Annotated in this window: 26 protein-coding genes; 10 read left to right on the plus strand and 16 right to left on the minus strand. The window is 53.5% G+C overall.

Going from position 1 to position 26,118, the window contains the following annotated elements; translation table 11 throughout:
- Positions 1-287 (plus strand): IS30 family transposase (locus ACFQO0_RS15840; RefSeq protein ID WP_382235064.1); only part of this gene is annotated, 287 nt, incomplete at its 5' end.
- Positions 288-394: 107 nt separating this feature from the next.
- Here ACFQO0_RS15840 and ACFQO0_RS15845 read toward each other — a convergent pair.
- From ACFQO0_RS15845 to ACFQO0_RS15860, 4 genes are all read right to left on the minus strand, one after another.
- Positions 395-622 (minus strand): hypothetical protein, encoded by a 228-nt coding sequence (locus ACFQO0_RS15845; RefSeq protein ID WP_382236533.1) that lies wholly within the window; start codon positions 620-622, stop codon positions 395-397.
- A 270-nt stretch (positions 623-892) separates the two neighbouring features.
- Positions 893-2,200 (minus strand): MFS transporter, encoded by a 1,308-nt coding sequence (locus ACFQO0_RS15850; RefSeq protein WP_382236536.1) that lies wholly within the window; start codon positions 2,198-2,200, stop codon positions 893-895.
- A gap of 766 nt (positions 2,201-2,966) precedes the next feature.
- Entirely contained in the window at positions 2,967-3,464 is a 498-nt protein-coding gene (locus ACFQO0_RS15855) for a hypothetical protein (protein WP_382236539.1), read from the minus strand.
- Positions 3,465-3,570: 106 nt separating this feature from the next.
- Positions 3,571-4,068, minus strand: a complete 498-nt coding sequence (locus tag ACFQO0_RS15860) for a DUF1269 domain-containing protein (protein WP_382236542.1) — start codon at positions 4,066-4,068, stop codon at positions 3,571-3,573.
- A 287-nt stretch (positions 4,069-4,355) separates the two neighbouring features.
- Between ACFQO0_RS15860 and ACFQO0_RS15865 the strand changes: the two genes are divergently transcribed.
- A complete protein-coding gene (locus tag ACFQO0_RS15865) occupies positions 4,356-6,464 on the plus strand; it encodes a TonB-dependent siderophore receptor (protein ID WP_382236544.1) in 2,109 nt (702 codons plus the stop codon).
- Between the two features lie 108 nt (positions 6,465-6,572).
- Here ACFQO0_RS15865 and ACFQO0_RS15870 read toward each other — a convergent pair whose 3' ends face one another.
- Positions 6,573-7,328, minus strand: coding sequence for a 3-oxoacyl-ACP reductase family protein (locus ACFQO0_RS15870; protein ID WP_382236547.1), 756 nt, complete (start codon positions 7,326-7,328; stop codon positions 6,573-6,575).
- A 201-nt stretch (positions 7,329-7,529) separates the two neighbouring features.
- On the opposite strand from ACFQO0_RS15870, the gene ACFQO0_RS15875 reads away from it, so the two are divergent.
- From ACFQO0_RS15875 to ACFQO0_RS15890, 4 genes are all read left to right on the plus strand, one after another.
- Positions 7,530-8,453 carry a LysR family transcriptional regulator gene (locus ACFQO0_RS15875; protein WP_382236549.1) on the plus strand — a complete coding sequence of 308 codons (924 nt, stop codon included), beginning with the start codon at positions 7,530-7,532 and terminating at the stop codon, positions 8,451-8,453.
- A 13-nt stretch (positions 8,454-8,466) separates the two neighbouring features.
- Positions 8,467-9,114: a tRNA-uridine aminocarboxypropyltransferase gene (locus ACFQO0_RS15880; protein ID WP_382236552.1), complete on the plus strand. Its 648-nt coding sequence runs from the start codon at positions 8,467-8,469 to the stop codon at positions 9,112-9,114.
- Positions 9,115-9,317: 203 nt separating this feature from the next.
- Positions 9,318-9,830, plus strand: a complete 513-nt coding sequence (locus ACFQO0_RS15885) for a DUF1993 domain-containing protein (RefSeq protein WP_382236555.1) — start codon at positions 9,318-9,320, stop codon at positions 9,828-9,830.
- A 32-nt stretch (positions 9,831-9,862) separates the two neighbouring features.
- Entirely contained in the window at positions 9,863-11,647 is a 1,785-nt protein-coding gene (locus ACFQO0_RS15890; RefSeq protein ID WP_382236557.1) for a bifunctional metallophosphatase/5'-nucleotidase, read from the plus strand.
- 141 nt (positions 11,648-11,788) lie between these two features.
- Here ACFQO0_RS15890 and ACFQO0_RS15895 read toward each other — a convergent pair whose 3' ends face one another.
- Genes ACFQO0_RS15895 through dctP form a run of 10 tightly spaced genes read right to left on the minus strand, consistent with a single transcriptional unit; the run spans position 11,789 to position 20,910 of the window.
- Positions 11,789-12,733 (minus strand): ACP S-malonyltransferase, encoded by a 945-nt coding sequence (locus tag ACFQO0_RS15895; RefSeq protein ID WP_382236560.1) that lies wholly within the window; start codon positions 12,731-12,733, stop codon positions 11,789-11,791.
- Positions 12,734-12,769: 36 nt separating this feature from the next.
- Entirely contained in the window at positions 12,770-13,714 is a 945-nt protein-coding gene (mdcB, locus tag ACFQO0_RS15900) for a triphosphoribosyl-dephospho-CoA synthase MdcB (protein WP_382236563.1), read from the minus strand.
- Positions 13,711-14,382: a malonate decarboxylase holo-[acyl-carrier-protein] synthase gene (mdcG, locus tag ACFQO0_RS15905; RefSeq protein WP_382236566.1), complete on the minus strand. Its 672-nt coding sequence runs from the start codon at positions 14,380-14,382 to the stop codon at positions 13,711-13,713. Before mdcG ends, mdcB begins: the two co-directional genes overlap by 4 nt.
- The gene (locus tag ACFQO0_RS15910; RefSeq protein WP_382236916.1) at positions 14,366-15,082 is read right to left on the minus strand and encodes a biotin-independent malonate decarboxylase subunit gamma; all 717 of its coding nucleotides are present in this window, start codon (positions 15,080-15,082) and stop codon (positions 14,366-14,368) included. The genes mdcG and ACFQO0_RS15910 overlap by 17 nt, the downstream gene beginning before the upstream one ends.
- Complete coding sequence (locus tag ACFQO0_RS15915; RefSeq protein ID WP_382236569.1) at positions 15,082-15,978, minus strand: biotin-independent malonate decarboxylase subunit beta; 897 nt, start codon at positions 15,976-15,978, stop codon at positions 15,082-15,084. Before ACFQO0_RS15915 ends, ACFQO0_RS15910 begins: the two co-directional genes overlap by 1 nt.
- The gene (gene mdcC / locus ACFQO0_RS15920) at positions 15,975-16,289 is read right to left on the minus strand and encodes a malonate decarboxylase acyl carrier protein (protein WP_382236918.1); all 315 of its coding nucleotides are present in this window, start codon (positions 16,287-16,289) and stop codon (positions 15,975-15,977) included. The genes ACFQO0_RS15915 and mdcC overlap by 4 nt, the downstream gene beginning before the upstream one ends.
- A 7-nt stretch (positions 16,290-16,296) precedes the next feature.
- Positions 16,297-17,937, minus strand: a complete 1,641-nt coding sequence (mdcA, locus tag ACFQO0_RS15925) for a malonate decarboxylase subunit alpha (RefSeq protein ID WP_382236572.1) — start codon at positions 17,935-17,937, stop codon at positions 16,297-16,299.
- Positions 17,937-19,283 (minus strand): TRAP transporter large permease, encoded by a 1,347-nt coding sequence (locus ACFQO0_RS15930; protein WP_382236575.1) that lies wholly within the window; start codon positions 19,281-19,283, stop codon positions 17,937-17,939. Before ACFQO0_RS15930 ends, mdcA begins: the two co-directional genes overlap by 1 nt.
- 1 nt (position 19,284) lies before the next feature.
- The gene (locus tag ACFQO0_RS15935) at positions 19,285-19,821 is read right to left on the minus strand and encodes a TRAP transporter small permease (RefSeq protein WP_382236578.1); all 537 of its coding nucleotides are present in this window, start codon (positions 19,819-19,821) and stop codon (positions 19,285-19,287) included.
- Positions 19,822-19,881: 60 nt separating this feature from the next.
- Positions 19,882-20,910 carry a TRAP transporter substrate-binding protein DctP gene (dctP, locus tag ACFQO0_RS15940; protein WP_382236581.1) on the minus strand — a complete coding sequence of 343 codons (1,029 nt, stop codon included), beginning with the start codon at positions 20,908-20,910 and terminating at the stop codon, positions 19,882-19,884.
- Positions 20,911-21,212: 302 nt separating this feature from the next.
- On the opposite strand from dctP, the gene ACFQO0_RS15945 reads away from it, so the two are divergent.
- Positions 21,213-21,875: a GntR family transcriptional regulator gene (locus tag ACFQO0_RS15945; protein ID WP_382236584.1), complete on the plus strand. Its 663-nt coding sequence runs from the start codon at positions 21,213-21,215 to the stop codon at positions 21,873-21,875.
- Between the two features lie 5 nt (positions 21,876-21,880).
- Here the strand turns inward: ACFQO0_RS15945 and ACFQO0_RS15950 are convergent, their stop codons facing one another.
- The gene (locus tag ACFQO0_RS15950; RefSeq protein WP_382236921.1) at positions 21,881-22,792 is read right to left on the minus strand and encodes a LysR family transcriptional regulator; all 912 of its coding nucleotides are present in this window, start codon (positions 22,790-22,792) and stop codon (positions 21,881-21,883) included.
- A 210-nt stretch (positions 22,793-23,002) separates the two neighbouring features.
- On the opposite strand from ACFQO0_RS15950, the gene ACFQO0_RS15955 reads away from it, so the two are divergent.
- The 3 genes from ACFQO0_RS15955 (at position 23,003) to ACFQO0_RS15965 (ending at position 26,071) form a co-directional block, all read left to right on the plus strand.
- Complete coding sequence (locus tag ACFQO0_RS15955) at positions 23,003-23,752, plus strand: maleate cis-trans isomerase family protein (protein WP_382236586.1); 750 nt, start codon at positions 23,003-23,005, stop codon at positions 23,750-23,752.
- A gap of 361 nt (positions 23,753-24,113) precedes the next feature.
- Positions 24,114-24,707, plus strand: a complete 594-nt coding sequence (locus ACFQO0_RS15960) for a TetR/AcrR family transcriptional regulator (protein WP_382236588.1) — start codon at positions 24,114-24,116, stop codon at positions 24,705-24,707.
- Between the two features lie 86 nt (positions 24,708-24,793).
- A complete protein-coding gene (locus ACFQO0_RS15965) occupies positions 24,794-26,071 on the plus strand; it encodes an MFS transporter (protein ID WP_382236591.1) in 1,278 nt (425 codons plus the stop codon).
- Positions 26,072-26,118 lie beyond the last annotated feature (47 nt).

Genomic DNA, 26,118 nt, shown 5'->3' on the forward strand with positions numbered 1-26,118 from the left:
CGCTGACATGGGATCGCGGCAAAGAACTAGCTGACCACAAGCGCTTCACACTGGCTACAGATATCCAGGTGTATTTCTGCGATCCACGAAGCCCGTGGCAACGCGGATCGAATGAAAATACCAACGGTCTGCTGCGCCAGTACTTCCCGAAAGGAATGGATATCTCGGGTTACTCGCAGGCTCAATTGAATGCTGTTGCCAGACAACTCAATGAACGACCGAGAAAAACTTTAAACTACGAAACACCGGCTCAACGGTTTTATCAATCTGTTGCATCCACCGGTTGAAACCGCCGCCAATAGCGGACATTCAGTATATTTATCAAATTGCCTATGACGACGGGATATCTTTGGAATATGCCCTATCACTTCAACAAGCCGAAAAGCTTGGGGTATTAAAACTTATTCGAATCTTTAGCCATGCCCTTGTGAATGGATACAACGGTTTCGAGCTGAGCTAAATAATCTTCCCGTGAGACGCGCAAGGACCGTTCTGCTTCTTCGAACATCTTACGGCAAAGCCGTTTATGGGCCATCCATTCATCGAAGCTAGCGAGCCTTTGGCTATCCGTAACTATACGATTCTGCGGCGCTGGTTTTATATCAGTAATTTTCTTGTCCATATTTCCTCCATGCAACACCTTTACATGCCGCTCAGTTGCCTGCAAGCATCGTAATGCTCAATACCATGTAGGACAAACGGGCATTGTTAATTAGATGAATTCCATTTGTCCCAGCTTTTCAATGTCAGCTTTGGGTCGGAAGCGGACTTCGGGTACCGAAACGATGTTCAATATAAAAATCCCGCTAAAAAGCGGGATGTTTATTTGGTCTGTCGGATCGACTTTCTTAATTTAAAGTGCTGAACGCTAACCCAACAGTTTGCTTATTTTTTACTTGTTCACCAGTGACTTCGGTTGCAGCAATGCCAGCACAGCGCCAATAATCAAAGCGCCAGCAACAAAGTACATGCCAGCGTTAGTGCTACCTGTGACGTCTTTCAACCAGCCCACGATCGATGGGCTGACAAAACCGGCAAGATTACCAACCGAGTTGATCAAACCGATACCCGCCGCTGCGGCTGCGCCGCTGAGAATGGCGCTTGGATAAGTCCAGAACACAGGCATCGTCGACAGCATGCCGGCCGTACCCAGGGACAAGGCCATCAAGGCCAGCACGACATTATTCCCATACACGGTGCTCAGGAACAGGCCCAGACCGCCGAGTGCACTGGCAATCGCAAAGTGCCAGCGACGTTCACGCATACGGTCCGCACTACGCGCCACCAGCAACGTAGCGATCACGCCGCACGTATAGGGAATGGCCGTCAGCAGACCGACGTCCAGTGCATCCTTGACGCCCGATGCCTTCACCAGTGTAGGCAGATAGAAGCTGATGCCGTACAAGCCCATCATGCAGCAGAAATAGATTGCTGCCATCAGCCAGACTTTTGGATTGGTGAACACGCCAGCCACAGAGTGCGACTTCGTTGCGCTGCCGTCCTTGGCAATGTTTTCTTCCAAGAGTTTTTTCTCATCTTCAGCCAGCCAAGTTGATGCACGTATGCTGTTTGGCAAATAGAAGAATGTGACTACACCCAGGATCAACGAAGGAATAGCTTCAAGCAAGAACAGCCATTGCCAACCGTACCAGCCGTTAACACCGGCAAAATAATTCATGATCCAGCCGGACAATGGCCCGCCGACTACACCCGCAATCGGAATACCGATCATGAACAATGCGTTCATGCGACCACGACGCGAAGCCGGGAACCAGTAGGTCAGGTACAGCACGATGCCGGGGAAGAAGCCGGCTTCAGCGACGCCGAGCAGGAAGCGAATCACGTAGAACATGGTCGGCGACGTGACGAACATGGTGGCCGCAGAAAGCACCGACCACGTCACCATGATGCGTGCGATCCAGACCCGCGCGCCCACCTTGTGCATGATGATGTTGCTTGGCACTTCAAACAGGAAGTAGCCGATGAAGAAAATACCTGCACCCAAACCATAAACGGTTTCACTGAACTGCAGATCGTTCAGCATGTTCAATTTGGCAAAACCTACGTTGACGCGATCGAGATAAGCCGCGACGTAGCAGATAAAAAGAAAAGGTAACAAACGCAGAGTTACTTTGGCGTAGATGCTGTTTTCCAGCGTTTCGCGTGCGCTGAGTGTGGCACTAGGATAAATGGCGCTCATAGGTAGGTAATGTCTTATTCAGATTGTCAGGCCGAGGACCGGAGAAAGACGCGAGTCCTGCCTCCGGCCAGCCGGATGATGCCTTGCCGCTAGCACGGTCAGGGCTAAAGTAATGCTGCAAATGCTGGATAGGCAGATATTTGCTGGGCGCCGATTCGGGATAAAACCGGACATGGGTAGGCACCGGTTTTGCCGGTCTCGGCGATCATAGCATTCGATATTTACCGATACACATGCAAAAAATTCACGCCCACTTGAAAATAATGCTGCTTAGCAGCAAAGAATAAAGCAATTGTTTTCATGAGGGAAACAATCGTTTTAATTCTGCTTGTTGAATGGAATTTCCCTGGAAAAACTTATCCCGACTCTGGCCTAAAATTTTCCGCCAGTAACCCTGCCGTATGAGATGCCTGAAGTGTTGCACAACCGGCCTAGACAACGTTATTCAGCCGAAGATTTTTCTAGCATAAGAACCAAGGTGCCCTCATCCCGTTAGAAAACCGGCGTGAAAGGCTTGTGGGTCATCTGAGACCGGCAGTTTGTCCGCAACGCCCGGCATTGCCGCGAATACAAAATAGAAGGCAAGACAGATTGTGCCTTTCTAAGTGGTTTATGAGAATAAAACTGGATTGACCGCTCCGAAAATGAAGTGTCAATTGGACCGCTAGCCCAACCCCTTTCATCATGGAAAACGGCAGCCGACCTTTCAGTTGGCTGCCGTTGTTTTCGTCACCAGTTGATCAAGTGATGCTGTGATGCACCATCCTTACTTTTCCGCCTGCTCCAGCTTCCAGTACATGGCGGCAACGACCATACCGAATATCGCATGTGCAACGACAGTTGCCCAACTGCGCATTTCACTGAACCAGGAGAAGAATCGCACCATGCCGTAGAAGTTAAACAGATATATCAGCAACCCGAATATCGCCCCGACCAACAATGCCATGCCTACACTGGAATCAAAATGGAACGACGCCATAACGGTGGCAAGAATCAGCGCAAATACTACGCCGAGCACGTAGTGGGTAATCAATGCGACCGCAACAATTGTCAGGTTGAAATCAGTGGACTGCAAGACATCTTGACCCATCACAATGGCAGCGACCATATGTGAGGTTTCCCAAGGACTAGCCCCCATGATAACGGTCGACCAAAGCAACTCCAGCACCATTAAAACTGCACCTGCGGCAAAGCCGGAAACAGCCGCTACTGTCCAGTCAGGACTGCGTTGTTCCCATCGATGTGAATGCATGTGAAGTTCCATAACAACCTCCATAAAGAAGCAATGCCGACTTCTTAAACATCAGGCAACCATTCGGTCATCGCAGCACAGCGAACAAAGAACTACCCGTTGATTTCAAGTTTCCGTCTCAGGGGAAAACCGGCATATGTGGTTCTTCACCACCAAATTTCAATTCTGGATGACGTGCGGCTAACATTTTTTCAATTTCTTGTACGCGTCTTGCGGGCACATCCACGATCATCAAGATCCGACCTTTTTCCAGATCAGGATAAAACTCTTTCAACTGTGAATTCGGTACTGCCGCCGCCACCATGCTGGATGCCCAGCCACCAAACAAGATACCCATCAGCGTCGTCACCAATACTGTCGCCTGACCGAGTTCGTAATACACAATCAGCAAGGCGCCAAATACCATGCCAAGAATCGCGCCGACAATCATGCCCGCAGCAGCGCCGTGCAATACATCTGTTTTCAGGAAGAAACCCGCCTCTGGCATATCGGGTGGTAATGGTGTGCTGGAGATAAAACGTATATGGCGCTGCTCTATGCGACTGAGCAACATGTCGTCAAAGCTGCGCCGAGCACTGTCAATATCTGGCAGGAAATAATATAGTCTGTGTCTCATGACAACTCCTTTGATGGTCTCCACGCGATTTAGTATAGGCAGTATGTTTTGACTTTCAATGTGTTATTTAGACAATAAATTATAAAGAATTCTTTCATTTTCAAATAAGAACCATTATCATTAATGCCTTGTACTCTTTTGCGAATACATCGTTTCGATGCGTTTCCTCATTTGAAATGTTGAGCATTCGCAGATATCCCTAATTCAGCCAGCCAATTCAATCGATTATCTCGATAGCCAGCCAACAGTCTTTGCTGCGGCTTGCCGCGCTTTTCATCGAGGTCATCTTGAATCAAAACACCATTGCTGCCTCCGTGGCAGCCTTGTTTTTACCATTTTCAGTATCGCTGGCGCATGCACAAAACAACCTCGCTCAAGACCCCGTGGTCCTACCCGCGGTAATCGTCGAAGCAGCGCAAGACGGTGACCTAGGCTTTACCGCCAAAAAAGCCGTTGGCAGCACAAAATCAGATGCCAGCTTGCTGGATACCCCGCAATCGATTTCCGTACTGACGCGCGAATTGCTCGACTCCCAGCAAGCCGTCACGCTGACAGATGCGCTGCGGAATGTTACCGGCGTCGTCAGCGGCAATTTTGGCCGACGCGGCTGGGATGACTTCATCATCCGCGGGCAGCGCGCGACAGAATCGGTTTTTCTGGACGGCTTGTCGGTTTCTCAAAATGCATGGGTCGCACAAGAACCGTTCGGCATGGAGCGTGTAGAAGTATTGAAAGGTCCTGCCTCCATTTTGTTTGGCAAGGTGCAGCCTGGCGGCATGGTCAATATGGTCAGCAAAAAACCGCGTAGCGATGCCTTTAATGAAGTCGGCGTCACAATAGGTAGTGATAACTTCAAGCAAGCGACTTTCGATCTAGGGCGACCGATTTCGGAGAACGGCAAGAGCGCGTTCCGTATTAACGGCCTGGTACTCGATCGCGACGATCCGACAGACTTCGTCTATCAAAAACATCGCTGGATCGCGCCGTCGCTGACACTCGATGTAGGCCCGGATACCGACTTCACGCTATTAACCAGCTATAACTACAATGAGTACATACGCCAGCAAGGCCTGTCGCCTTACGGCACTATCCTGCCCAACGTCAACGGTGAAATTCCGTGGAATCGCTTTATCGGCGAACGCGCATTTGGTCCTTATACATCGGAACAATATCGCGTCGGTTATGCCTTGGAACACCGCTTCACGCCCGACTTGAAATTACGGCAAAATTTCCGCTGGCAGGAACAATCGATGCAAGGCCGCGCAGTATTTAACGGAACCCTGCAAGCAAATCAGCTTCTGCAAAATCGCTCGGCCACACTGCAAGATTCAAAAAGCCGCGTGATCGGACTCGATACGAATATCGAAAAGAAACTCGATCTGCTTGGTATGAAACACAGCGTCATGGGCGGACTCGATCTGTCCCAGGACAGGGATCGCTTCAAGTCCAGCACATGTACGCTTGCGGCACTGGATCTCTATCAGCCCGTCTATGGTGCGACTATCACTTGCCCTGCAAACTGGGTGAACGACAACACCACCACCTTTTCGTCGACCGCACTCTACCTCCGTGATCGCATTGAATTCAATGATCGTCTGAGTGTGTTGCTCGGGGTCAGACGCGAGGACGGCAAGCTGGAAACACTTAACAACAATACATCCACAACACAAACGCAAAATACGTTGGCCACTACCTCCAGCAGTGCCTTGATGTTTAAGATTTCATCGAGTGTGACGTCATACATCAGCCACGCAGATTCATTTTTACCGATCAGCGGCCTCAAAATCAGTGGCGAACAACTTAAACCTGAGACCGGCAAGCAAAGTGAAATCGGTTTGAAGTTTGCATCCGAAGACGGACGGCTTACATCAGGTATTGCCGTCTATGATTTGAAACGTCAAAACGTATCGGCATCCGATCCTGCCAACACCGGCTACAACCTGCAAATTGGCGAACAGCACAGCAAAGGTGTGGAAGCGGACGTGGCGATGGATCTGCGTAACGGCTGGAACTTAATCGGCGGCTACACCTATACCGACAGCGAGGTCACCAAAGATAACGTCGCCGCCAATGTAGGCAAACCATTGAATAGTGTGCCGCGTCATGCAGCTACCTTGTGGGGAACCTACACCTTCCGCCAGGCTGCGCTGCATGGCGTCAGCGTAGGTGCCGGCGTCCGCTATTCCGGCGCCATGCGCGGCTATTCATACAACTACACCCTTCCCGGTTACACCCTGGCAGACGCTGCGCTCAACTATGTAGGCAAGGGATACAAACTGGCATTGAATGTCAAAAACCTGTTCGACAAAAAATACTATCCCGGTGCTTTGAACAATAATGTTGTTGCACTGGGCGATCCTCGTCAGGTCTTGCTGAACGCGACATTCTTCTTTTAAAACATATCCAAGGACTGCACATCTCTTGCAATAGTGGTCCGCAGATTAATATCAACGCAACGGGCCTGCTGTGAAGCAGGCCCGCTTTGTTTCAGTTGCGTCAGGCTTTTAAGCCGAAAATCCACCATCAATCGTCAAACTTGCACCAGTGATATAGCCAGCTTCAGGGCCCGCAAGATGCGCAACGAAAGCGGCAATTTCTTCTGCTTTGCCATAGCGCCCCACTGCCATCAACCCTTTCAAGCTATCTGCAAAATCGCTGTCAGCTGGATTCATATCGGTATCGACTGGCCCTGGCTGTACGTTGTTCACCGTAATCCCGCGCGGGCCGAGATCGCGCGCCAGCCCCTTGGTCAAACCGACGATTGCCGCTTTGCTCATCGCATATGCGGCGGCGCCCTGGAACGGCATGCGGTCAGCGTTCGTGCTACCGATCGTGATAATGCGACCGCCGTTACCCATATGACGTTGCGCTTCTTGTGTCGCAACAAACACGCTGCGTACATTCACTGCGACGGTACGATCAAAATCTTCCAGTTTGAAGTCCTCAATCGGACCTAAAGCCAATACGCCAGCGTTGTTCACCAGAATATCGATGCGCCCAAAGGTTGCTGCAGCCTGATCGATTGCTTGTTTTACTGCTGCGGCATCGCTACTGTCCGCCTTGATAGCCAATGCGCGCCCGCCGCTTTGCTGAACGGCAGAGACAACTTCATTTGCCTTGTCCGGCGAGCTGACATAAGTGAATACAACTGATGCGCCGTCGCGTGCCAGGCGTTTGACGATGGCTGCGCCGATACCGCGTGAACCGCCTTGAACGAAAGCGACTTTGCCTGCCAATGTTTGCTGTGTTGTGTTCGACATGATTATTCTCCGTATGGTTAATTTAGCTGCAATACGCAAGCTGAACGTCTTAACAAATTTCGCCAAGCTGGACTGCGTTGAATTGCGTGACGATGGAGTCAGTATCGGACATCAATTATGTTGTTACTAGATGGCAATTCTTATATTCTATTGAAACTAAAAGTTTCAAATAGCCGTTCAAATTGGCATGAAGGAGTCGTCATGGAGTCGATGAGCAGTATCGAATGCTTTGTCCGCAGTGCCGAGGCAGGCAGTTTTTCGGAAGCTGCACGGCGCCTCAGCCTGACATCTGCTGCGGTGGGTAAAAATGTGGCGAAATTGGAATCCAACCTGGGCGTGCGCCTGTTCCAGCGCAGCACGCGCAGCCTGAAATTAACCGAAGCCGGTGAACTCTTTCTGGCCGAAGTCAGTGGTGGTCTGGCGACGATTCAATCGGCGGTCGCCAATATGGCCAGCGCGGACGGCCAGCCAGCGGGTACCTTGAAGATCAGCATGGGCACAGGATTCGGCCGTACCTACATCGTTCCCTTGCTGAGTGATTTCCTGCAACGCTATCCTGCCATCGTGCCGGACTGGCACTTCGATAATCGGCGCGTCGATATGGTGGCAGAAGGATTCGATGCGGCGATCGGTGGCGGCTTCGATTTGCCGCCTGGCGTGGTTGCACGCGCACTGGCACCCGCGCATGGTGTACTTGTTGCAGCCCCACATTATTTTGCAGATAGACCCATACCAAAAGTGCCTGAGGATTTGTCGCAGCACGATGGAATTCTGATCCGCTCGCCACAAACCGGACGTATCCGTTCGTGGCCTTTGCGCAATCATGCGAATGAACAGATGCCGATCTTGCTGCGTACGCGCATGACGATGAGCGATCCGGATGCGGCGTGTGAAGCAGCGCAACTCGGATTGGGCATCGCGCTGATTTCAATGCCGAATGCGTTGCACTATCTGGAAAATAAGAAGCTGATACGCGTCATGCCGGATTGGTACGTCGATATAGGCACGCTATCTCTCTATTTCACTGCACAAAAACTATTGCCTGCAAAAACCCGCGTCTTCGTCGATTTCATTGTGGAGCATTTCCGCAAAGAGAAGTTGGCCAAGCGATTCTCGGCATTCTGAATACAAGTACGCTATGACGTCTACCAAACGAGCCATCTGTAACCAATGCCTGCGACCACAGAACACATGCATCTGTCGCTGGATCACGCCAATGGAGCATGCGGTTGAGGTTCTCTTTTTACAGCATCCGCTGGAGACAGCCAATCCAAAAGGCAGCGCACGCCTGCTGCATTTGAGTTTACCGGGCAGTCGACTGGTCACAGGCGAGGCGTTTTCTGAAGACACGCTGGAGGCATTGCTGTATTCCCCCTTCGACAACAGCAATAAGGGAAAGACCATCCAGCCGCTGCTCCTGTATCCAGATACCTCTGAGGATGGGCGCATCGAAAAATCACCAGCATTTATCCAGCCGGCAAGCAGCGCAGCGACTCAGTATCGTTTGATTGTTCTCGACGGCACCTGGCGCAAGAGCCGAAAAATGCTTTACTCCAATCCTTTGCTGCAGCAGCTACCACGTCTCCCCTTAAACAATCCGCCTGCTTCGCATTACCGAATACGCAAGGCACGCAAGTCCGACCAGCTCTCAAGCTATGAAGCGACCTGCTACGCGCTGATGCAATTGGAAAATGAAACTGAAAAATACCTGCCGTTGCTGACGGCCTTCGAGGGTTTTGTTGAACAAATCGGCGCCTATGATCCGCAAACAAAGCACCATCAATAGACCTCCAGTGGGAGGCGGCCTGTATTTGACCGCTGTTGCGCGGTGCGCAAGGGAATCAACGCATCAAAGGCGGACGTCTATACATTTTAAGTGTGCGTCCAACGCGTCTTCGATTTCCTGCCTATAATCGCAGCACGCATTATCGGCCATTCGCCTGCTTACTTCGCCAAACTCTTCGTCACACTCTTCATCAAGGATATTTCATGACCATTTCTCTGCACGCCGCGTCCGTCCCCGTTTTCAAGCAAATGCTCAACAGCCTCAGCGCTTTGCTGAGCAAAGCCGAAGAACATGCGACAGCAAAAAGCATAGAGCCAAATGCCTATCTGCAAGCCCGTCTGTTCCCGGATATGTTCCCTTTGATTCGCCAGGTACAAATCGCCGGTGATTTCGCACGTGGTGTATCAGCCCGTCTGGCTGGTCTGGATGTGCCAAAAGTCGATGACAGCCTGGCCACTACGTTTGCCGATCTGCGCACGATGCTGGCAGAGACGGTGGCGTTTATCGACGGCATTCCGGCCGACAAAATAAACGGCCAGGAAGCACGCGAGATCGTTCTGCGTCCGGGCACACCGAAGGAAAGAAAATTCAACGGTCAGGATTATCTGCTGCACTTCGGGCTGCCGCAATTCTTCTTCCATGTCACGACGACTTACGCCATCCTGCGTCACAATGGCATTGAAATCGGCAAGCGTGATTACATGGGCAATCCTTGATTGCTGCAGTCATGAACATCGCAGTCTGATCGATGCTGCGGACTGGCAGAATTCTGCTGGCCTTGTCTGCCTGCCTGCTGGCAGGCAGCTCCTTTGCGGAAAGAGATGGCAAGACGATTGCCGTCGCAAATAGTGCGGGCCCTGTAGAAGTAAAGATCATTGCCTTCAACGATTTGCACGGCCATCTCGAAGCACCACGTTTATCCCTACTCCTCCCCGCTGCCCATAAGGCCGGCAACTTTGTGCCGGCCGGTGGCGCGGCTTATCTGGGCAGTGCCATCAAATCGCTGAAACAAGCGAATCCTTATCATGCAGTTGTATCCGCCGGCGACATGATCGGTGCATCACCACTGGTCTCCGCGCTATTCCTCGACGAGCCAACGATCGAAGCAGTCAATGCATTCGGCATCGACTTCAATGCTGTTGGCAATCACGAGTTCGACAAAGGTTATGCCGAATTATTGCGCATGCAGAATGGCGGTTGTGCCAAATTTACGCCGCGCGAACCATGTGCCTTGAGCAAGCCGTTTACTGGCGCCAATTTCGGCTTTCTGGCGGCCAATACCTATCAGGCGGATGGCAAGACGCTGTTCCCGGCGACCGGCATCAAAACGTTCGGTAGCGGCACGCAGCAGGTGAAAATAGGCTTCATCGGATTGACGCTGAAGAACACGCCGCACATTGTCACGCCTGCTGGTGTCGCAGGCCTCACCTTCACAGACGAAGCACGCACCGCGAACGCGTTAGTTCCGGAATTGAAAGCGCAAGGCGCAGATGCCATCGTGGTCGTTATCCATGAAGGAGGAACGACCGACGGCACTCCCGATGATTCCTGTCCCAGCCTGAGCGGCGCTATCGTGCCAATACTGGAGCGACTCGATCCGGGTATCGACGTTGTCGTTTCCGGCCATACCCATCGCGCCTACATCTGCGATTACGGCAAACGCAATCCGGGCAAACCATTCTTGCTGACCAGCGCAGGACAATACGGCACGTTGGTGACAGACATCAAGCTGACGATCGATCCTCGCACCCACAAGGTTGTTGCCAAATCAGCGAATAATGTCATCGTGCAGGGAGACGCTTTCGTCAACCACGCCGGCGTCAGGATTCAGCCATCAGATGACTATCCGCGCTTTGTGAAAGACTCCGAGGTCGATGCGATTGTCAGCCGTTATACCGACGCGGCGGCATCACTGAGCAAGCGGATAGTCGGCAGATTGATGACGCCGCTAACTCGCAGACAGGTGGCATCAGGTGAAAGTGAGCTTGGTAATCTGATCGCCGATGCGCAACTTGCTGCGACCCAATCAGCGGAACATGGCGGCGCGCAGATCGCGTTGATGAATCCGGGTGGCGTGCGCGCTGATTTGTATGTGCCATATGGCGGCGGCGACCTTAGCTATGGCCAGATATTCAGCGTTCAGCCTTTCGGCAACAATCTGGTGGTGAAGAGTTTTAGCGGGGCGCAACTGCGCGGCTTGCTGGAACAACAGTTCAAGCGGCGCGCGACTGCAAACGACCATCCACGCATATTGTTTCCATCGACAGGTTTCAGCTACGCCTACAATCTGCAAAAGCCTGCCGGTTCGCGTATCAGCGCCATGCGTCTGAATGGCAGACCGATTATCGCTGGGGAAATTTATCGCGTAACGATCAACAGCTACCTCGCCTATGGCGGCGATCAGTTCAGCCTGTTCAATCAGGGCGGACATATCTCCGGCGGCGAACTGGATATCGATGCACTGGAAGACTATCTACGCAAACACTCGCCCATCCAGCCACCTGCGACCAATAGGATTACGCGCATCAATTGAGCTCCCCTGAGGAAAGTAATATTCATGCGAGGTATGCTTTAACAATGTGGCGGTAACAATCTGCAGTAACAATCTACAACAACAAAACTGTGGTGACTGGTCTGAAGTAACAAGCCTGAAATCAGGCAGCCCGCAAATGCATTATTCCTCGGCCTGCTGCAGCCATCTTTTCAAGCCTGACAGTGCTTTGAATTCGGATATAGAGCGACATTGCATATGCGGATAGCGGGTTTTCAACATCTTGGAAAGCGCGGCACCCGGCCCTAGTTCAATCACCATTGTCGCGCCCGCCTCATGCACGCTATCCATCACTGCTTGCCAGCGTATCGGCTCCGCCAGTTGGCGTGACAGCGCGGTTGCGGCAGCATTTTTGTCATGCAGGCGCGCACCGGAAATACCGGCCAGCACTGGGAAATGCGGTGCGCTCATACCACTCTCTTGTACTGCCATTTCAAAGGCAGGCACGGCAGCCTTCATCCAGGGCGTATGCGATGCAATCTCGATAGGCAGACGCGTTACCTTGCCGCCAGCCGCAGTCACCGCCTTCTCCAGCGCGTCGGCATGGGCAAGCAAACCGCCGCTGATCACCGCATCTTCGGCGACTTCAATCGCGATGTAAAAGCCATGCGCATGCAACAGAGACTCGATGTCGGCCATCTTCGTCACCGCATGCGAAAGGGAAATCGCCAGCATCAGTTGCGGCTGTCCCGGCGCTATACATGCCTGTAATAGTTGTGCACGCATGGCAGCTAGCCGAATCACCTTGTCTGGCGCGATCGCACCGGCCACCGACCACGACGCCAGTTCACCTATGCTGTAACCGGCTGTGATCACCGGCCGGCTGATGAGGCTGCGAATGATTTCCCATGCTGCCAATTGCGCCGCGACTACCAGCGGTTGCGCAATCGGATTGGAGAACAGCAGCTGTTCGCTGGATAAAATTTCGTGCAATGGATAGGCGCACAGCTCCTCCAGCTGCCATGCCTGCAGCAAGCGGCTGGCGTGCTCATCTTCGCGTATCAGATCGAACATGCCGGCGTGCTGGCCGGCCTGCCCTGAACATAAAATGGCAATCCGATTCGTCATTCCGTTCCTGTTGATTTATTCAATCAATTTACTCATTCAATCTTGTTCCGTTACTCTTGCGCCGGATGCGCTGATCTGAAACACAAACCAGCTCGCAGCCAGCATATCAGCCGCGCCACCTGGTGATAGATGTTTGCTGACGAATAATCGATGGCAAGCGCCTGCCGTTGCCTGCCATGCCGGCGCAGCAGTACCGCCTTGTGCGATGAATGCCTGCGCAGAAAGTTTGACCAGCTGTGCGCCGTCTGCGCCAGCACGGTGATAGGTATTCGTGTCTGTCATATACGCCATCAACACGAATAGCGCATCGATCTGAGCCATCGCGGGCGTGGCATCGCGCCGCAGGGATTTCAGTATCTGCGGCAAGCCAATCTCGAATACCGCAGGGAACCCTTTGGCTCCTTCTTCGCGTGCGCCGCCCACTGCGTACAGGCGAGCCACGCGTGTGCCATTCGATGGTAGTGACATTGCAGACGGCATGGAATGCATGATCAGCGCATCGCCCCATTGCTCCATCAATGTCCGGCGTATGCTGTCGGCAGACAAGGGCCTTGCATGCGCATGACAGTAGCCGACGGCAGCACACAACATGCCCAATGCAAAGATCGCGCCGCGATGCGTATTGACACCCTGCGTCGCCACCAGCATCCGCTGTTCCGCTTGCATGCCGAGTACTTTCAGTTGAGCGAATGCCGTATCGCGGGCACCGGCCTGCGCCATGCGTACAAAATAGTGGCGCAACGAAAACAGGCTGCGCATGAATAGCGCCACGTCCATATCTGCATGACTGCCGTTATCGACAGGCGACACCAGGCCAGGCTTGGGAAACAGCATAATCTCGGCATGCAGACTTCTGATGGCAACGATAGCGGTGTGCAGACATGCAGCGCGCAATGTGTGCTCCGATGTTCTGCCATGTGCATGTGCGGGGGCCGCAGCGTGCGCAGCAACGACGGTTGAAACGGGTAGCAGTTGCTTCACGATGGACTTTCCAGTTCCGCGTACAAATCTGCGACAGATACTAACGCTAAAGTGAACATGCCTTTTGCCAGCACGCGGGGTTGGGCGGGATTATTCTCTGCCAGCACCCATTCCTTCCATGCCACCGCGCGCCCGGATGGAAAAACGATTTCACCGTCCAGCGGGAGTTTTGCCGCGTAGCTTGTCAGGAGCGCGATGCCAGCCACAAGCTGGTCTTGCGTCTGCGGATAGAACAGCAAATCAATATCGGAAGCAGGAGTCAGATACGACAGCCCGGTAATGGCCTGCATCGCGGCAGAACCGTACACGCGAAACTCAAGGCCGCTATCCGTGACCTTCTCCGCCAGCTCGGCAAAATCGTTTTGCCATGCGGCAGGCAAGGCTTTTTCTGCACTGATGATCGCCAGCGGGACGTCATGCCGCACGATATTCTCGGTCGCCACCAGGAACGGAATACGCGTCTTCATACCAGTGTGCGGATCTGGCGGCGCAGCCAGCCCCAGACACAGAATATCGGGCGCAAGCGCCGATTCGCTTCTGCGTACGATCGCCGGCCAGTCGTTTTCAGCCCAGCGCGTCAATTCCTTTACATGTGCGGCCAGCGCGGTTGCGCATGCCAATTTCCATCCTGCCGTGGTCAGCCATACTCTGTTATGTCTTTGAAACATGGTTGACTCCCAGTACCGCTTGCGCAACGGGATAGGCCATCTTGCGACCACCTCTTTCCATTCCTCGCTGACTGCGAATATCCACTGATACCGAGGTTTGCAAGGCAAACGCCAGACATGTCGCCAAGTTCTCATGCCAGATCGCTTCCAGCCCGCCCATATTCAGATAATTTTCGGCGCCCGGTGCAAAGACCGGATTCGACTTGGCAAGCTCGATCAATCTCTCTTCAGGGACCTTGGTGATGCGTGCCATCGCAGGCAATCCCATGACACGGATTTCCGCATCTGGCAACGCATAGCACGCATCCGCCATCAAGCCGCTGGTAATGAAACCACCGGACAAGGCCTGATCGTAGACCAGGCCGATGACGCGGTGACCATGGCGACGCGCGAGGTCTATGCACTTGCCCAGATGCGCCATATAGCGATTGATGCCCAGCATTTCATCGCGATGACGCAGGCGCTGCCCTTGTGTGTCGACCAGGATGACCAGCGAGCGACCAGGAAAATCGCGCATCGTGGCCAGTATCGCCTCGGCCTGTGCCAGTGCGATTTCTACACCGATGGAGGTGTGTCCGGTGGTACCGATGATCGCTATTCTCTGTTCGCCAACCTGCGCCGTACCACGCAGGAAATTATCTTTCTCGACTATGTCATGACCTTCTGGAAACAAGGTGCTTGCGAGTGTCTGCCATTTCATCATCGTTCTCCAGCGCGAAAACCTGCGGCCTGCTGCATGAAGGCATCGGCTTCCAGCATCGGTAGCGATGCGGGTTCGGCAATCCCGAGACGCGTCCAAATATCCATAGGCTCAGAGAGTTTGCCGAAATCATTCAGGCGCTTGCTCAGCATCGCGTGTTCGGCTTCCAGTTCATCCAGTGTAAGTACCGCAGAATTCTGTTGATAGCACGCCAGAGTCTCGGCGGCGGCCTTGCGAAAAGCATTGATGTCGTCCGGCAGCACCGCATCGCAATCGCCTAGCAGGTAACGATGCTTGCCGCCAGTGGTGCGCCATACCAGCGCGCGGTCGCGCGAATCGAATTCCTCGACACCGTGCGTGGTCTCTATGACTTCCGGCCCTGACATGGCCAGACGCGCTTCTTCCGACATCAGAATGGCATTGGCACAGCAAGCCACAATCCCCATGCCGCCAAAGCAGCCGTTGGCACCACCGACTAAAACAATCACGGGAATATTAGCCGCTCGTGTATCGAGGACCGCGCGCATCACTTCGGATACCGCAATCAAACCTGCGTTGGCTTCATGCAAGCGCACGCCGCCGGTTTCCAGCAGCAGGATCACAGCGTCAACCTGATCGATGACGGCGCGCTTGAGCAGCCCCACCAGTTTGGCACCGTGGACTTCACCGACCGCGCCGCCCATGAAACCGCCCTCTTGCGACGCGGCCAGCACCGACTTGCCGATAAATCTGCCGCTACCGATCACGACCCCGTCATCGAACGATGCGGGCGTATCCAGTTGCGCCAGATGCGGACTGACGATGCGTGCCGATGGTGGCAGGAATTCCTCGAACGAGCCGGCATCCAGCAATTGATGTATGCGTTGTCGCGCATTGGCTTCCAGATAGCTGCTCATGCGGTTTCTCCGATGATCGATTCCACTGCCTGATCCAGACGCAGGCTGACGACGGCCGGCGTGGCACCCACATCGTTGATTGAAATGCGTACATCGGCCAGCGACCAGCGCGCGTGAAAATCGGTAATCACGGCCTGCCATATCGTCGCGAATCCCACTGCCGCCGTTTTTATTTCCACTTCGCAGGCACCGTTCAATGCAGCCGTTTCAATTAATACTTCCAGATTGCCGGAACTGACCACCCCGACCATATTGGCCTGCGGAGCAACATGTCTTTGTCCATGTTCAAAACGAAAATTCAAGGTTTCCATATTCGCTTTACCAGTTTCTGAAACGTTTTGGTGGCGCATACAAACCGCCCGATGCACGCACCAGATCTTTCATGTTTTTGGCGGCCAGCAAATCCCTGGTTGCCATACGCTTGTCTATACCCAAATCTTCCGCGCGCAAGATGATGCCGCGGTCGCGCAGGTTCTCCACCATTTTTTTATCACGCGCCATGCCGACCGGCGTGTAACCGGCAACGCCGCGTATCGCCTGCTCGCGCTCTTCCGGTGTACGGCACAAGAGCAGATTGGCTATCCCTTCTTCGGTCAGGATATGCGTGACGTCGTCGCCATAAATCATCACCGGCGGAATCGCGAGCTTGGCCTGCTCGGCGAGTTGCCATGCATCCAGTTTTTCCACAAACGCCGGCTGCATGTGTTCGCGGAAGGTTTCCACGATTTGCACTACCAGTTTTTGACCACGCGGCATCACATCCCTGCCCTGACGTGCCTGCTCGCCTGCTTTCAACCACGCAGGACTGGCATGTCTTCTGCCCCGCGCATCCGAACCCATATTCGGTGCGCCGCCAAAACCCGAGATGCGGCCCAGCGTGGCGGTCGAAGAGTTACCCTGCAAATCGATTTGCAGCGTTGATCCTATGAACATGTCGCAAGCATACAGCCCGGCGGTTTGCGACATCGCACGGTTGCTGCGCATCGAGCCGTCACGCCCGACAAAGAAGATATCCGGACGCGCTTCGATATAGCGCTCCATCCCCAGCTCGGAGCCGAAGGAATGCACCGACTCGACAAAGCCTGCTTCGATGGCCGGGATCAGCGCCGGATGCGGATTCAATGCCCAGTGCCGTCCGATTTTCCCCTTCAGTCCCAGCGACTCTGCATACGTCGGCAGGATCAATTCAATTGCCGCAGTATCGAATCCGATGCCGTGATTAATACGCTCTACCCCATATTCGGCATAGATACCCTTGATCGCCATCATCGCCATCAATACCTGCACTTCAGAAATCAAGGCAGGATCGCGCGTGAACAAAGGTTCGATGTAATGTGGCGTCGGTGCCTGCACCACAAAATCCACCCAGTCAGCCGGTATATCGACGCGTGGCAACACATCGACGATTTCATTCACCTGCGCGATGACGATGCCGCTTTTGAAAGCAGTCGCCTCGACGATGGCCGGTGTGTCTTCCGTGTTGGGCCCGGTGTACAGATTGCCGTGCCGGTCGGCCGCCTGCGCCGCGATCAGTGCCACGCGCGGGGTCAGGTCGATGAAGTAACGACCAAACAATTCCAGATAGGTATGAATCGCCCCGATATTGAGCTTGCCGTCTGCCACCAGACGCGCAAGACGCACCGCCTGCGGTCCGGAGAAAGAAAAATCCAGTTTGGAAGCGATGCCTTTGTCGAAGATATCCAGATGCTCAGGCAAGGCCAGTACGGAGAGCAACATGTGCAAATCATGCACATGCGCCGGATCAAGCGAACACAAAGCGCCCGCCAGAAAATCGGCCTGCTTCTGGTTATTACCTTCGAGGCAAACACGATCACCTGGCTCTATCAGCGCTTCAAGCAGCGCAACGATTTTGTCGGGGTCGGCGATACGGCCGGTAATCGCCAGTCCCCTTTCAATTCGCTTGCGCCGATTCTCGGACAGCAGATTCCATTGTTTCATTACGATCCTACTTTGTTAGGCAAATAGGTGACGATTTCGGGGAACACGGCCAGCAAGGCTATGAACGCCATCATGATGAAAATGAAAGGCACAACACCTCTGAGAATCTCGCGATTCTTGATGTCTGGTGAAATACCCTTGATGACGAATAGATTCAGTCCGACTGGCGGTGTAATCAATCCGAGTTCCATATTGACCGTGAGCACAATGCCGAACCAGATTGGATCAAAGCCGTTGGCGATAATTCCCGGCAAAATAACCGGCGTCACCATCAAGATGATGGCTACTGGCGGCAAGAAGCAACCGAGTACCAACAACAAAATGTTGACCCAAAACAGATAAGCCCATTTGGACATTTCCACTGAGGCCAACCACTCTGCCGAACTCTGCGTGATGCGCAGATAACTCATCACATAGGTGAACAAAAAGGCCATTGCAATGATCATCATGATCATGCAAGACTCTTTCGCCGTGCCAAGGAAAATCGCGCGTACGTCCATCCAGCGATAGCATTTGTAGACGAGCGCAACCAGCAACATCGCGCCAAACGCGCCGATGCCCGCGATCTCGGACGGCGTACCAATGCCGCCATACATTGCGTACATGATGACCGCAATCAAGATCACAAACGGTAGCAAGCGCGGCAGCACTTCAAACCGCTCGCGCCAGCTGTAAGTTTCAACAACAGGTGCGGAGTATGCATCCGGATTACCCGCCGCCAATGCCTCATTTGCCAGGCGAATATCCTTGGATGCGCGATACACGACATAGGCAGCAAAGAAAAATGCCAGCAACAAACCAGGAATAATCCCGGCCAAAAACAGCTTGCCGATAGACTGCTCTGTGATCAGGCCATAGATGATCAAGGTGATCGATGGCGGGATCAAAATGCCCAAGGTGCCGCCGGCAGCAATTAAGCCAGTCGCCAAAGCATCCGAGTAACCGCGCTTGCGCATCTCGGGGATACCCATGCCGCCAATTGCCGCACACGTCGCAGGACTCGATCCGCACAATGCGGCAAAAATCGTACAACCCAGCACATTGGCAACGCCCAACGAACCTGGCATTTTATGCATCCAGCGATAGGCCGATTCATACAGATCGACGGCCGCCCTGGTCTTGCCGATGGCAGCTCCCATGATGATGAATAAGGGAATCGTCAACAGTGTGAAATTATCCAGTTCACCGTACAAGGTTTCTGCCAACAACTCCAAATTCATGGGCGGCATAAAAAAGTACATGAAGCCAAGCGCACTCGCGCCGAGAGCAAACGCAATCGGCATACCGGAAAATAAAAGCACCAGAGTGACGCCGAGATAAAGCAAACCAAGTTCTAGCGTACCCATGTCATGCTCCCATCAAATTTTGTTCTTCATGTTTTTTCTGCGGGTCGCGATTAGTCGCCGTTTCGATGATCTGCATGACCATCTGCAGACCCATGGTGCTTAAACCAAAGGCCATGAAAAAATACGGTATCCATAAGGCAGGTGCCCACGTCGAGCTGGTGGTCCAGCCTTGTTGGTAGGCATTCCATGCGTAATGCCATGCATTGCGAGCGACAAAAAACACCACGATGAGGGACAGAAAATCACCCAGTAAAAGCCGGTAACGATTCCATTTCGGCGACATCACTTCATCCAGCACTTCGATACCTACATGACCGCGTTCTGCCTGCGTATAAGCGGCAGCAAGAAAGGTGGCTGCGATCAACAGAAAAACACAAAATTCGATCATCCAGTCATTGGCAATACGCAGGTAATAACGAGTCACTACCTCATAAACCAGCGCCAATGTCGCCGTCACAATCAGCAAGGCCGAAAGGATCGCCATCAAGCGGTTAAACGCTCGCAGCCCCTTACCCATCTGTTGAATAAAATTAGTCATAGAGATTCCTGAAAAAAATGCCTGCAAACGAAATTGCAGGCATTTTTATTTCAACGATAATTACTTGACGGCCTGTGCCATGTCGAGCAATTGCTGCCCATTCTTCACATTATCAGCAAAGCTTTTCCATGCGGTCTGCTTGGCCAGTTCGCGCCATTTGGCAAACGCGGCATCATCCATATCCGATGCAGTTGCGCCATTTTTGGCATAGACTTCGCCCAGACGAACGTCATCCTTCTTGGATTCTTCCATCGCGAATTTTTCCAGGCTGGTACCGACTTCCATCACGATTTTTTGCTGTGCCGGCGTCAGGCTGTCATAGGTACTTTTCGCCATCAGCAGCGGCTCGAACATGAACCAGAACGTATTTTTGCGCGCAGTGGTCACGTGTTTAGCAACTTCATACAGACGGAAACTTAACAACGATGTGCTTGAAGTCACTGCAGCATCCAGCACGCCGGTTTGCATCGCGTTATAGATTTCCGATGACGGCACGTTGGTGATGGAACCACCGGCGCCTTTGAGCATCATGTCCATTTCCTTGCTGCCGCCACGGATTTTCACGTCCTTGGTATCGCCAGGTTGCACTATGGATTTGCTCTTGGACGCCACACCGCCTGCTTGCCACACCCAGGTGATGATCTTGACGCCCTTGCTTTCGACGACATCGTTCAAAGCCTTGCCGATGGGTGCGGTTTTCCAGCGCAAGCCTTGCTCGTAACTGGTCACGAGCGCTGGCATCAAGCCGAGGTTGGTCTCAGGTATCTTGCCGCCTTCATATGCCAACGGCAGGACAGTCATATCCAGCGCACCGGTCTGCATTGCAGAAAACTGGCTGGTCGGTTTGACGAGTGAAGCTGATGGATAAATTTCGAATTTCAATTCGCCGTTGGTACGCTTTTCCACGTCCTGTGCAAACTTGACTGCCAGACGATGGCGGAAATCGACATCAGCTCCGTCACCACCAGGGAATTGATGGGAAATCTTGATAACCTTGGTCGCCGCCAGGGCGGGTGCCGCAAATCCCAGTGCAAACGCACCTATCAGGACAGACGATAGCGTGGACTTCAGAAACTTGTTACTGATCATTTTTGTCTCCTGTATGAACTTCTTTTTTAAAATTCAACTGCTCCAGACTGCCGGCAACAAGCGCTTTACAAGTCGTGCATCCCTATCTGTCCACGCTGGAAAACTGGCAATCAACCACCTACCACGTTGAAATTTGCATGTGCAATCGTTGTGCGATTGGCAAACAAAGCTCAGCGATGGCTTTTCTTTTTATGTATACAAGAATACATTTAAAGAATACACAGTCAAGAATTAAATCCCTTTTATAATGACTTTTGTATATTTATTATTCTTTTTCCCATCCTTTATAAAACCGCCTGCCCATGAAAAAACGCTCGGAAGTCCTGCGCGAAGCCATCGAAGAAATGATTGCGGTCGGCAAGCTCGCCCCTGGACATCATCTGGATGAAACCGAACTCGCCGCAGAATTTGGTGTGTCACGCACACCGATACGCGAAGCCTTGATACAACTGGCTTCGATGGGGATTATCGTGATGCGCCCAAGGCGTGGCGCCATCGTGGCCGAGATCAGCCCGCAAAAGCTGGTGGAAATGTTTGAAGTGATGTCCGAGATCGAGGCCATGTGCGCCCGCCTCTCCGCGCGCAGAATGTCACCCGCCGATCACGCTGAATTGCTGGCGCGCCATCATGCTTGCGAAGAGGCACGGAATGCTCCCGATCCTGATGAATATTTTTATCGTGGCGAAGAATTTCACGACTGGATTTATGTCGGCACTCACAATGCCTTCCTGATTGAACAGGCGCGCACCCTGCATCGCCGCTTGCGCCCATACCGCCGCCTGCAGTTGCGCGTGCGCGGTCGCATCAATACGTCGTTCTCCGAACATGATGCAGTGGTCAATGCCATCATTGAAGGCAATGGCGACAAAGCCAGCGCGTTATTGCGCGATCACATCATGATTCAGGGACAGCGCTTTACCGACCTGATTACGTCGATGTCCAACCTCGCCAACCTCGCTGCCTGATCACATCATGCAATCAAAGCAAGTGCAGCATCGCTGCTGAGGCTGGACGCCAGCAGACGCACCGGTTGCGCCAGTGCGCGTACATCGCGGACGGCCAGCAATAAGGACCGTTCTGCCCAGGCGTCTTCTACCTGTAAAAAATGTACGCCCAGCGTACACGCCTGCGCTGCCGTCAAAGCCGGCACCACGCCGATACCCATCCCGGCATGCACCATCCTGGATACGGCATCAAAGCTGCGCACTTGAGTACGCAGCTTCAAGGTTTTCTGCAGGCGACTGCATTCTGCGTGCAATCTTTCTGTCAATGAGGTCGCTTCGGCGAGACTGACAAAGTCGTAATCAAGTACATCCGCCAGCGTCACCGTCTTGCGGGCCACCAGCTGATGATCCAGCGGCACAATCAATCCCAGTTTCTGCTTGCGGTAGCTGAATGCGGCCACGCCCTCCATGGGTGTCGGCGCGGCAAATATCCCAATATCGGTACGATTTTCGCGCACGCCGGCAACCGTATCGCCGCTATTGCGCTCTTCCAGATCGATGCGTATGCCGGTATGAGTGCGCAAAAACTCATGCAAATCCAGCGGCAAAAATTGTGTGATTGCCGATGTATTGGCCCAGATGCGAACCTGTCCCCGCACACCGGAAGCGTAATCCGACATGACGCCGGACATGCGCTCCAGATCTTGCAGAATACCCTGTACGTGCTGAAAACACGCATTGCCGGCGTCGGTCAGGGTAACGCCGCTTGCGTGTCGAAAAAACAAGGGCGTACCGAAATGCGCCTCGAGATCCGATATGCGTTTGCTGGCCGCAGCGAGTGCCAGATTGGCTTGATGCGCCCCGCGCGTGATGCTGCCGGTACGGGCAATCGCAACAAAGAGATTAAGTGTGACCAAATCAAAACGCGCAACATTCAAGGCATTCCCCTTCACTGGGTGGCAAGCGACATGCCGCTGTGTTTGCATACTAGCGCAGCCTTCGTGGTTTGCGAAGACTCCTCCTCACGCATGACGAAATGACTTGCGGGATCGCCGGCGCTAGAGTGCAAGCAGGCAGGAAATAATTTGCCACGACTGCGCATTGAGCTGCGCATTCCTCATTACATGCATGTGTGAAAGGTGTACGCCATGAAGAATTACCGCATCGGACAAATCGTCCCCAGCAGCAACACCACGATGGAGACGGAAATCCCCGCCATATTGCGCGCCCGCGAAGCCATTGCCGCCGAACGCTTCACCTTTCATTCCAGTCGCATGCGCATGAAGCGCGTGACCAAGGAAGAGCTCGCGGCCATGGATGCCGACTCTGATCGCTGCGCGCTGGAATTATCGGATGCACGCGTCGACGTGCTGGGATACGCCTGCCTTGTCGCCATCATGAGCATGGGGCGTGGCTATCATCGCGTATCGGAAGAACGCCTGCACGGGCGCACGGTGGAAAACAATGCAGCGGCGCCGGTTGTCACCAGCGCAGGCGCGTTGGTGCACGGACTCGGAAAAATCGGTGCCAAAAAAATTGCCATCATCACGCCCTACATGAAGCCACTTACCGAACTGGTGATTGACTATATTGAACATGAAGGATTTGAAGTACTGGACAGCATTTCGCTGGAAATCGCCGACAACCTGCAAGTTGGCGCGCGCGATCCAAATGCGCTGATCGAGATTTCTCGACGTCTGCATCTTGCCAACTGCGATGCAGTCGTTCTTTCTGCCTGCGTGCAAATGCCTTCGCTCGCCTCGATACAACCGGTGCAGGACCGCATCGGCTTGCCAGTACTGTCGGCGGCAGCCTGTACCACCTATCAAATGCTGGAAAAACTGGGCTTGAAAACTATCGCCCCGCAGGCAGGCGCCCTCTTGTCGGGAGACTATTAATCCGCAGCAGAATGGTGTAATTCCGTCAGCAGGCTCCCATTCAATATTTGCCGTGGTGGCGCTCCCGCGGCATCGATACAAGCGGGCTGCCTTGTCGTGCCCAGGTATTGCCCGCTAATCGCAGTACCCGGAGCATGCGGCGCAATGGGCAGCGAGAGCATACGACGGTAAGCTGCTGGCTGCTCTATTGTGTCCGGCAGCACAGGGCTCCCTCCCCCTGTTTCAAACTTCAATAAACCCAGAACGCCAGCCGAATCTCAATGCGGCAATATAGATGACAATCAACATCTATTGCATTTATGATGATCAACATCTATAATCGCCATTATCGGTGCTTGCCACCTACATTCCAGAGACTGCCATGCCACGCGTATCCAAAGAACAAACCGATCTGAATCGTGCTGCGATCGAAAGCGTTTCTGCAAAACTGTTTCGTGAAAGAGGCCTCAACGGCGTCAGCGTCAATGACTTGATGGCTGCGGCCGGCTTGACGCACGGCGGCTTCTACGGCCATTTTTCATCCAAGGATGAGTTGGCAGCGGTCGCCTGCGCCAATGCGTTCGACCATGCAGTCGAGCGCTGGAAAAAGCGTGTAGAGAGCGCCAAGGACGAAAAGACTGCTTTCAAAACCATCGTCGATAATTATTTATCGTCGAAAAATGTTGTCGATATTGGCAATAGCTGTCCCGGCCCGGCCCTCGCCGTCGATGTGGCACGTGAGCCTTATGACAAACCGGTGCGGGCCGCCTATCTGGCTGGCACATCGGAACTGCTTGAAGTGCTGGCATCGCTGGTCGCATCCGACGATCCCGTCGTCCGCAGGAAAGTCGCGCTCGCACAATGGAGCACGATGGTCGGTGCCATGATGCTGGCGCGCGCCACCCATGATGATGCGATTGCGGAAGAAATCCTATCGGCCGCACGCGCACAATTGCTCGCCGCTGCAGATGCCTGATGCCTCACCGCGCACTCATTCGCCGCCCCACTTACTGACCGACTTACACACTCACCGCTGCTTGCCAGACTACCGAAAGGAAACTCATGTTCGCTCACTCCTTGTCTAGATGGCTGGATCGCAAAGGCATCCATTTTTCCTGGGTGATCGTCGCCATCACCTTCCTGACGATGCTGACGTCTGCCGCTGCACTCGGATTGCCAGGCGTACTTCTGCAACCGCTCAGCAGGGAATTCGGCTGGACCACTGACGAAATTTCTTCGGCGATCGCGCTGCGCTTCATATTGTTCGGACTGATCGGCCCCTTCGCAGCGATCTTCATGGAACGCTTCGGCTTGCGTAACGTGATCTCTACCGCACTGACGCTGGTCGCCCTGTGTCTCGCCTTGTCGACGCAAATGACGCAACTGTGGCACATGTTTTTGCTATGGGGATTGATCCTCGGGATTGCGACCGGCATGACGGCTCTGGTACTCGGTGCGGTAGTGGCCAACCGCTGGTTTGAAAAGCGCAGAGGACTGGTGATCGGTCTGCTGACAGCAAGCTCAGCTACGGGACAATTGATTTTCTTGCCGGTCGCCGCATGGCTGATCGAACATCACGGCTGGCGCATGGCAGTACTGCCGGTATTTTGTTGTTGTGCCTTGGTCGCCGTGCTGGCCTTTGTCTTGATCCGCAACCGCCCTCACGATATGGGTATCGCTGCTTATGGTGCTGACCCGAGCGTCGTACCGGTTATACCGGCGTTGGCAGCCAAAATGACTTTGCTGGAGCCATTGAAAGTACTCGCCAGTGTGTCGCGTAATCGTACATTTCTGGTTCTTGCCGGCACCTTCTTTATCTGCGGCTTGAGTACCAGCGGCTTGATCCAGACCCACTTCATTTCGCTGTGCGGCGATTACGGCATGGCTGCAATTCCTGCGGCAAGCATGTTAGCGCTGATGGGTGCCTTCGATTTTGTCGGCACCATCCTGTCGGGGTGGCTATCTGATCGCTACGACAATCGCAAATTGCTGTTCTGGTATTACGGTTTGCGCGGCTTGTCGCTGCTGTGGTTGCCGCATTCCGACTTCACGTTGTACGGTTTATCCATCTTCGCGATGTTCTATGGTCTGGACTGGATTGCAACCGTGCCACCGACTGTCAAACTGGCCGGTGCGGCATTCGGCAAGGAGCGTGCAGGCATGGTGTTCGGCTGGATCTTTGCCGCGCATCAGATCGGCAGTGCGATTGCCGCTTACGGAGCAGGCTTGTCACGCACGATGCTGCTGACTTATACACCCGCCTTGTACACGGCCGGCGCGGCGTGCCTGTTTGCAGCGGTGATTATTTTCATGATTCAAAAACCTGTAAAAGTTGCGTAGTACAGAAAATACAGCCGGTGCCCGGATAGCTGCGAACGATACCGGCT

Origin of the sequence: Herminiimonas aquatilis, assembly GCF_042665175.1 — a bacterium.
In the GTDB taxonomy this organism is placed as follows: Bacteria; Pseudomonadota; Gammaproteobacteria; order Burkholderiales; family Burkholderiaceae_D; genus Oxalicibacterium; species Oxalicibacterium aquatilis.

Coding starts and splice junctions, on each gene's coding strand:
- ACFQO0_RS15880 (WP_382236552.1), top strand. CDS start 8,467: ATGACGTCTACCAAACGAGCCATCTGTAACCAATGCCTGCGACCACAG.
- mdcA (WP_382236572.1), bottom strand. CDS start 17,937: ATGAAACAATGGAATCTGCTGTCCGAGAATCGGCGCAAGCGAATTGAA.
- ACFQO0_RS15965 (WP_382236591.1), top strand. CDS start 24,794: ATGTTCGCTCACTCCTTGTCTAGATGGCTGGATCGCAAAGGCATCCAT.
- dctP (WP_382236581.1), bottom strand. CDS start 20,910: ATGATCAGTAACAAGTTTCTGAAGTCCACGCTATCGTCTGTCCTGATA.
- mdcC (WP_382236918.1), bottom strand. CDS start 16,289: ATGGAAACCTTGAATTTTCGTTTTGAACATGGACAAAGACATGTTGCT.
- ACFQO0_RS15915 (WP_382236569.1), bottom strand. CDS start 15,978: ATGAGCAGCTATCTGGAAGCCAATGCGCGACAACGCATACATCAATTG.
- ACFQO0_RS15870 (WP_382236547.1), bottom strand. CDS start 7,328: ATGTCGAACACAACACAGCAAACATTGGCAGGCAAAGTCGCTTTCGTT.
- ACFQO0_RS15885 (WP_382236555.1), top strand. CDS start 9,318: ATGACCATTTCTCTGCACGCCGCGTCCGTCCCCGTTTTCAAGCAAATG.
- ACFQO0_RS15895 (WP_382236560.1), bottom strand. CDS start 12,733: ATGACGAATCGGATTGCCATTTTATGTTCAGGGCAGGCCGGCCAGCAC.
- ACFQO0_RS15845 (WP_382236533.1), bottom strand. CDS start 622: ATGGACAAGAAAATTACTGATATAAAACCAGCGCCGCAGAATCGTATA.
- mdcG (WP_382236566.1), bottom strand. CDS start 14,382: ATGTTTCAAAGACATAACAGAGTATGGCTGACCACGGCAGGATGGAAA.
- ACFQO0_RS15875 (WP_382236549.1), top strand. CDS start 7,530: ATGGAGTCGATGAGCAGTATCGAATGCTTTGTCCGCAGTGCCGAGGCA.
- ACFQO0_RS15945 (WP_382236584.1), top strand. CDS start 21,213: ATGAAAAAACGCTCGGAAGTCCTGCGCGAAGCCATCGAAGAAATGATT.
- ACFQO0_RS15860 (WP_382236542.1), bottom strand. CDS start 4,068: ATGAGACACAGACTATATTATTTCCTGCCAGATATTGACAGTGCTCGG.
- ACFQO0_RS15930 (WP_382236575.1), bottom strand. CDS start 19,283: ATGGGTACGCTAGAACTTGGTTTGCTTTATCTCGGCGTCACTCTGGTG.
- ACFQO0_RS15910 (WP_382236916.1), bottom strand. CDS start 15,082: ATGAAATGGCAGACACTCGCAAGCACCTTGTTTCCAGAAGGTCATGAC.
- ACFQO0_RS15850 (WP_382236536.1), bottom strand. CDS start 2,200: ATGAGCGCCATTTATCCTAGTGCCACACTCAGCGCACGCGAAACGCTG.
- ACFQO0_RS15890 (WP_382236557.1), top strand. CDS start 9,863: ATGCTGCGGACTGGCAGAATTCTGCTGGCCTTGTCTGCCTGCCTGCTG.
- ACFQO0_RS15855 (WP_382236539.1), bottom strand. CDS start 3,464: ATGGAACTTCACATGCATTCACATCGATGGGAACAACGCAGTCCTGAC.
- ACFQO0_RS15955 (WP_382236586.1), top strand. CDS start 23,003: ATGAAGAATTACCGCATCGGACAAATCGTCCCCAGCAGCAACACCACG.
- ACFQO0_RS15935 (WP_382236578.1), bottom strand. CDS start 19,821: ATGACTAATTTTATTCAACAGATGGGTAAGGGGCTGCGAGCGTTTAAC.
- ACFQO0_RS15960 (WP_382236588.1), top strand. CDS start 24,114: ATGCCACGCGTATCCAAAGAACAAACCGATCTGAATCGTGCTGCGATC.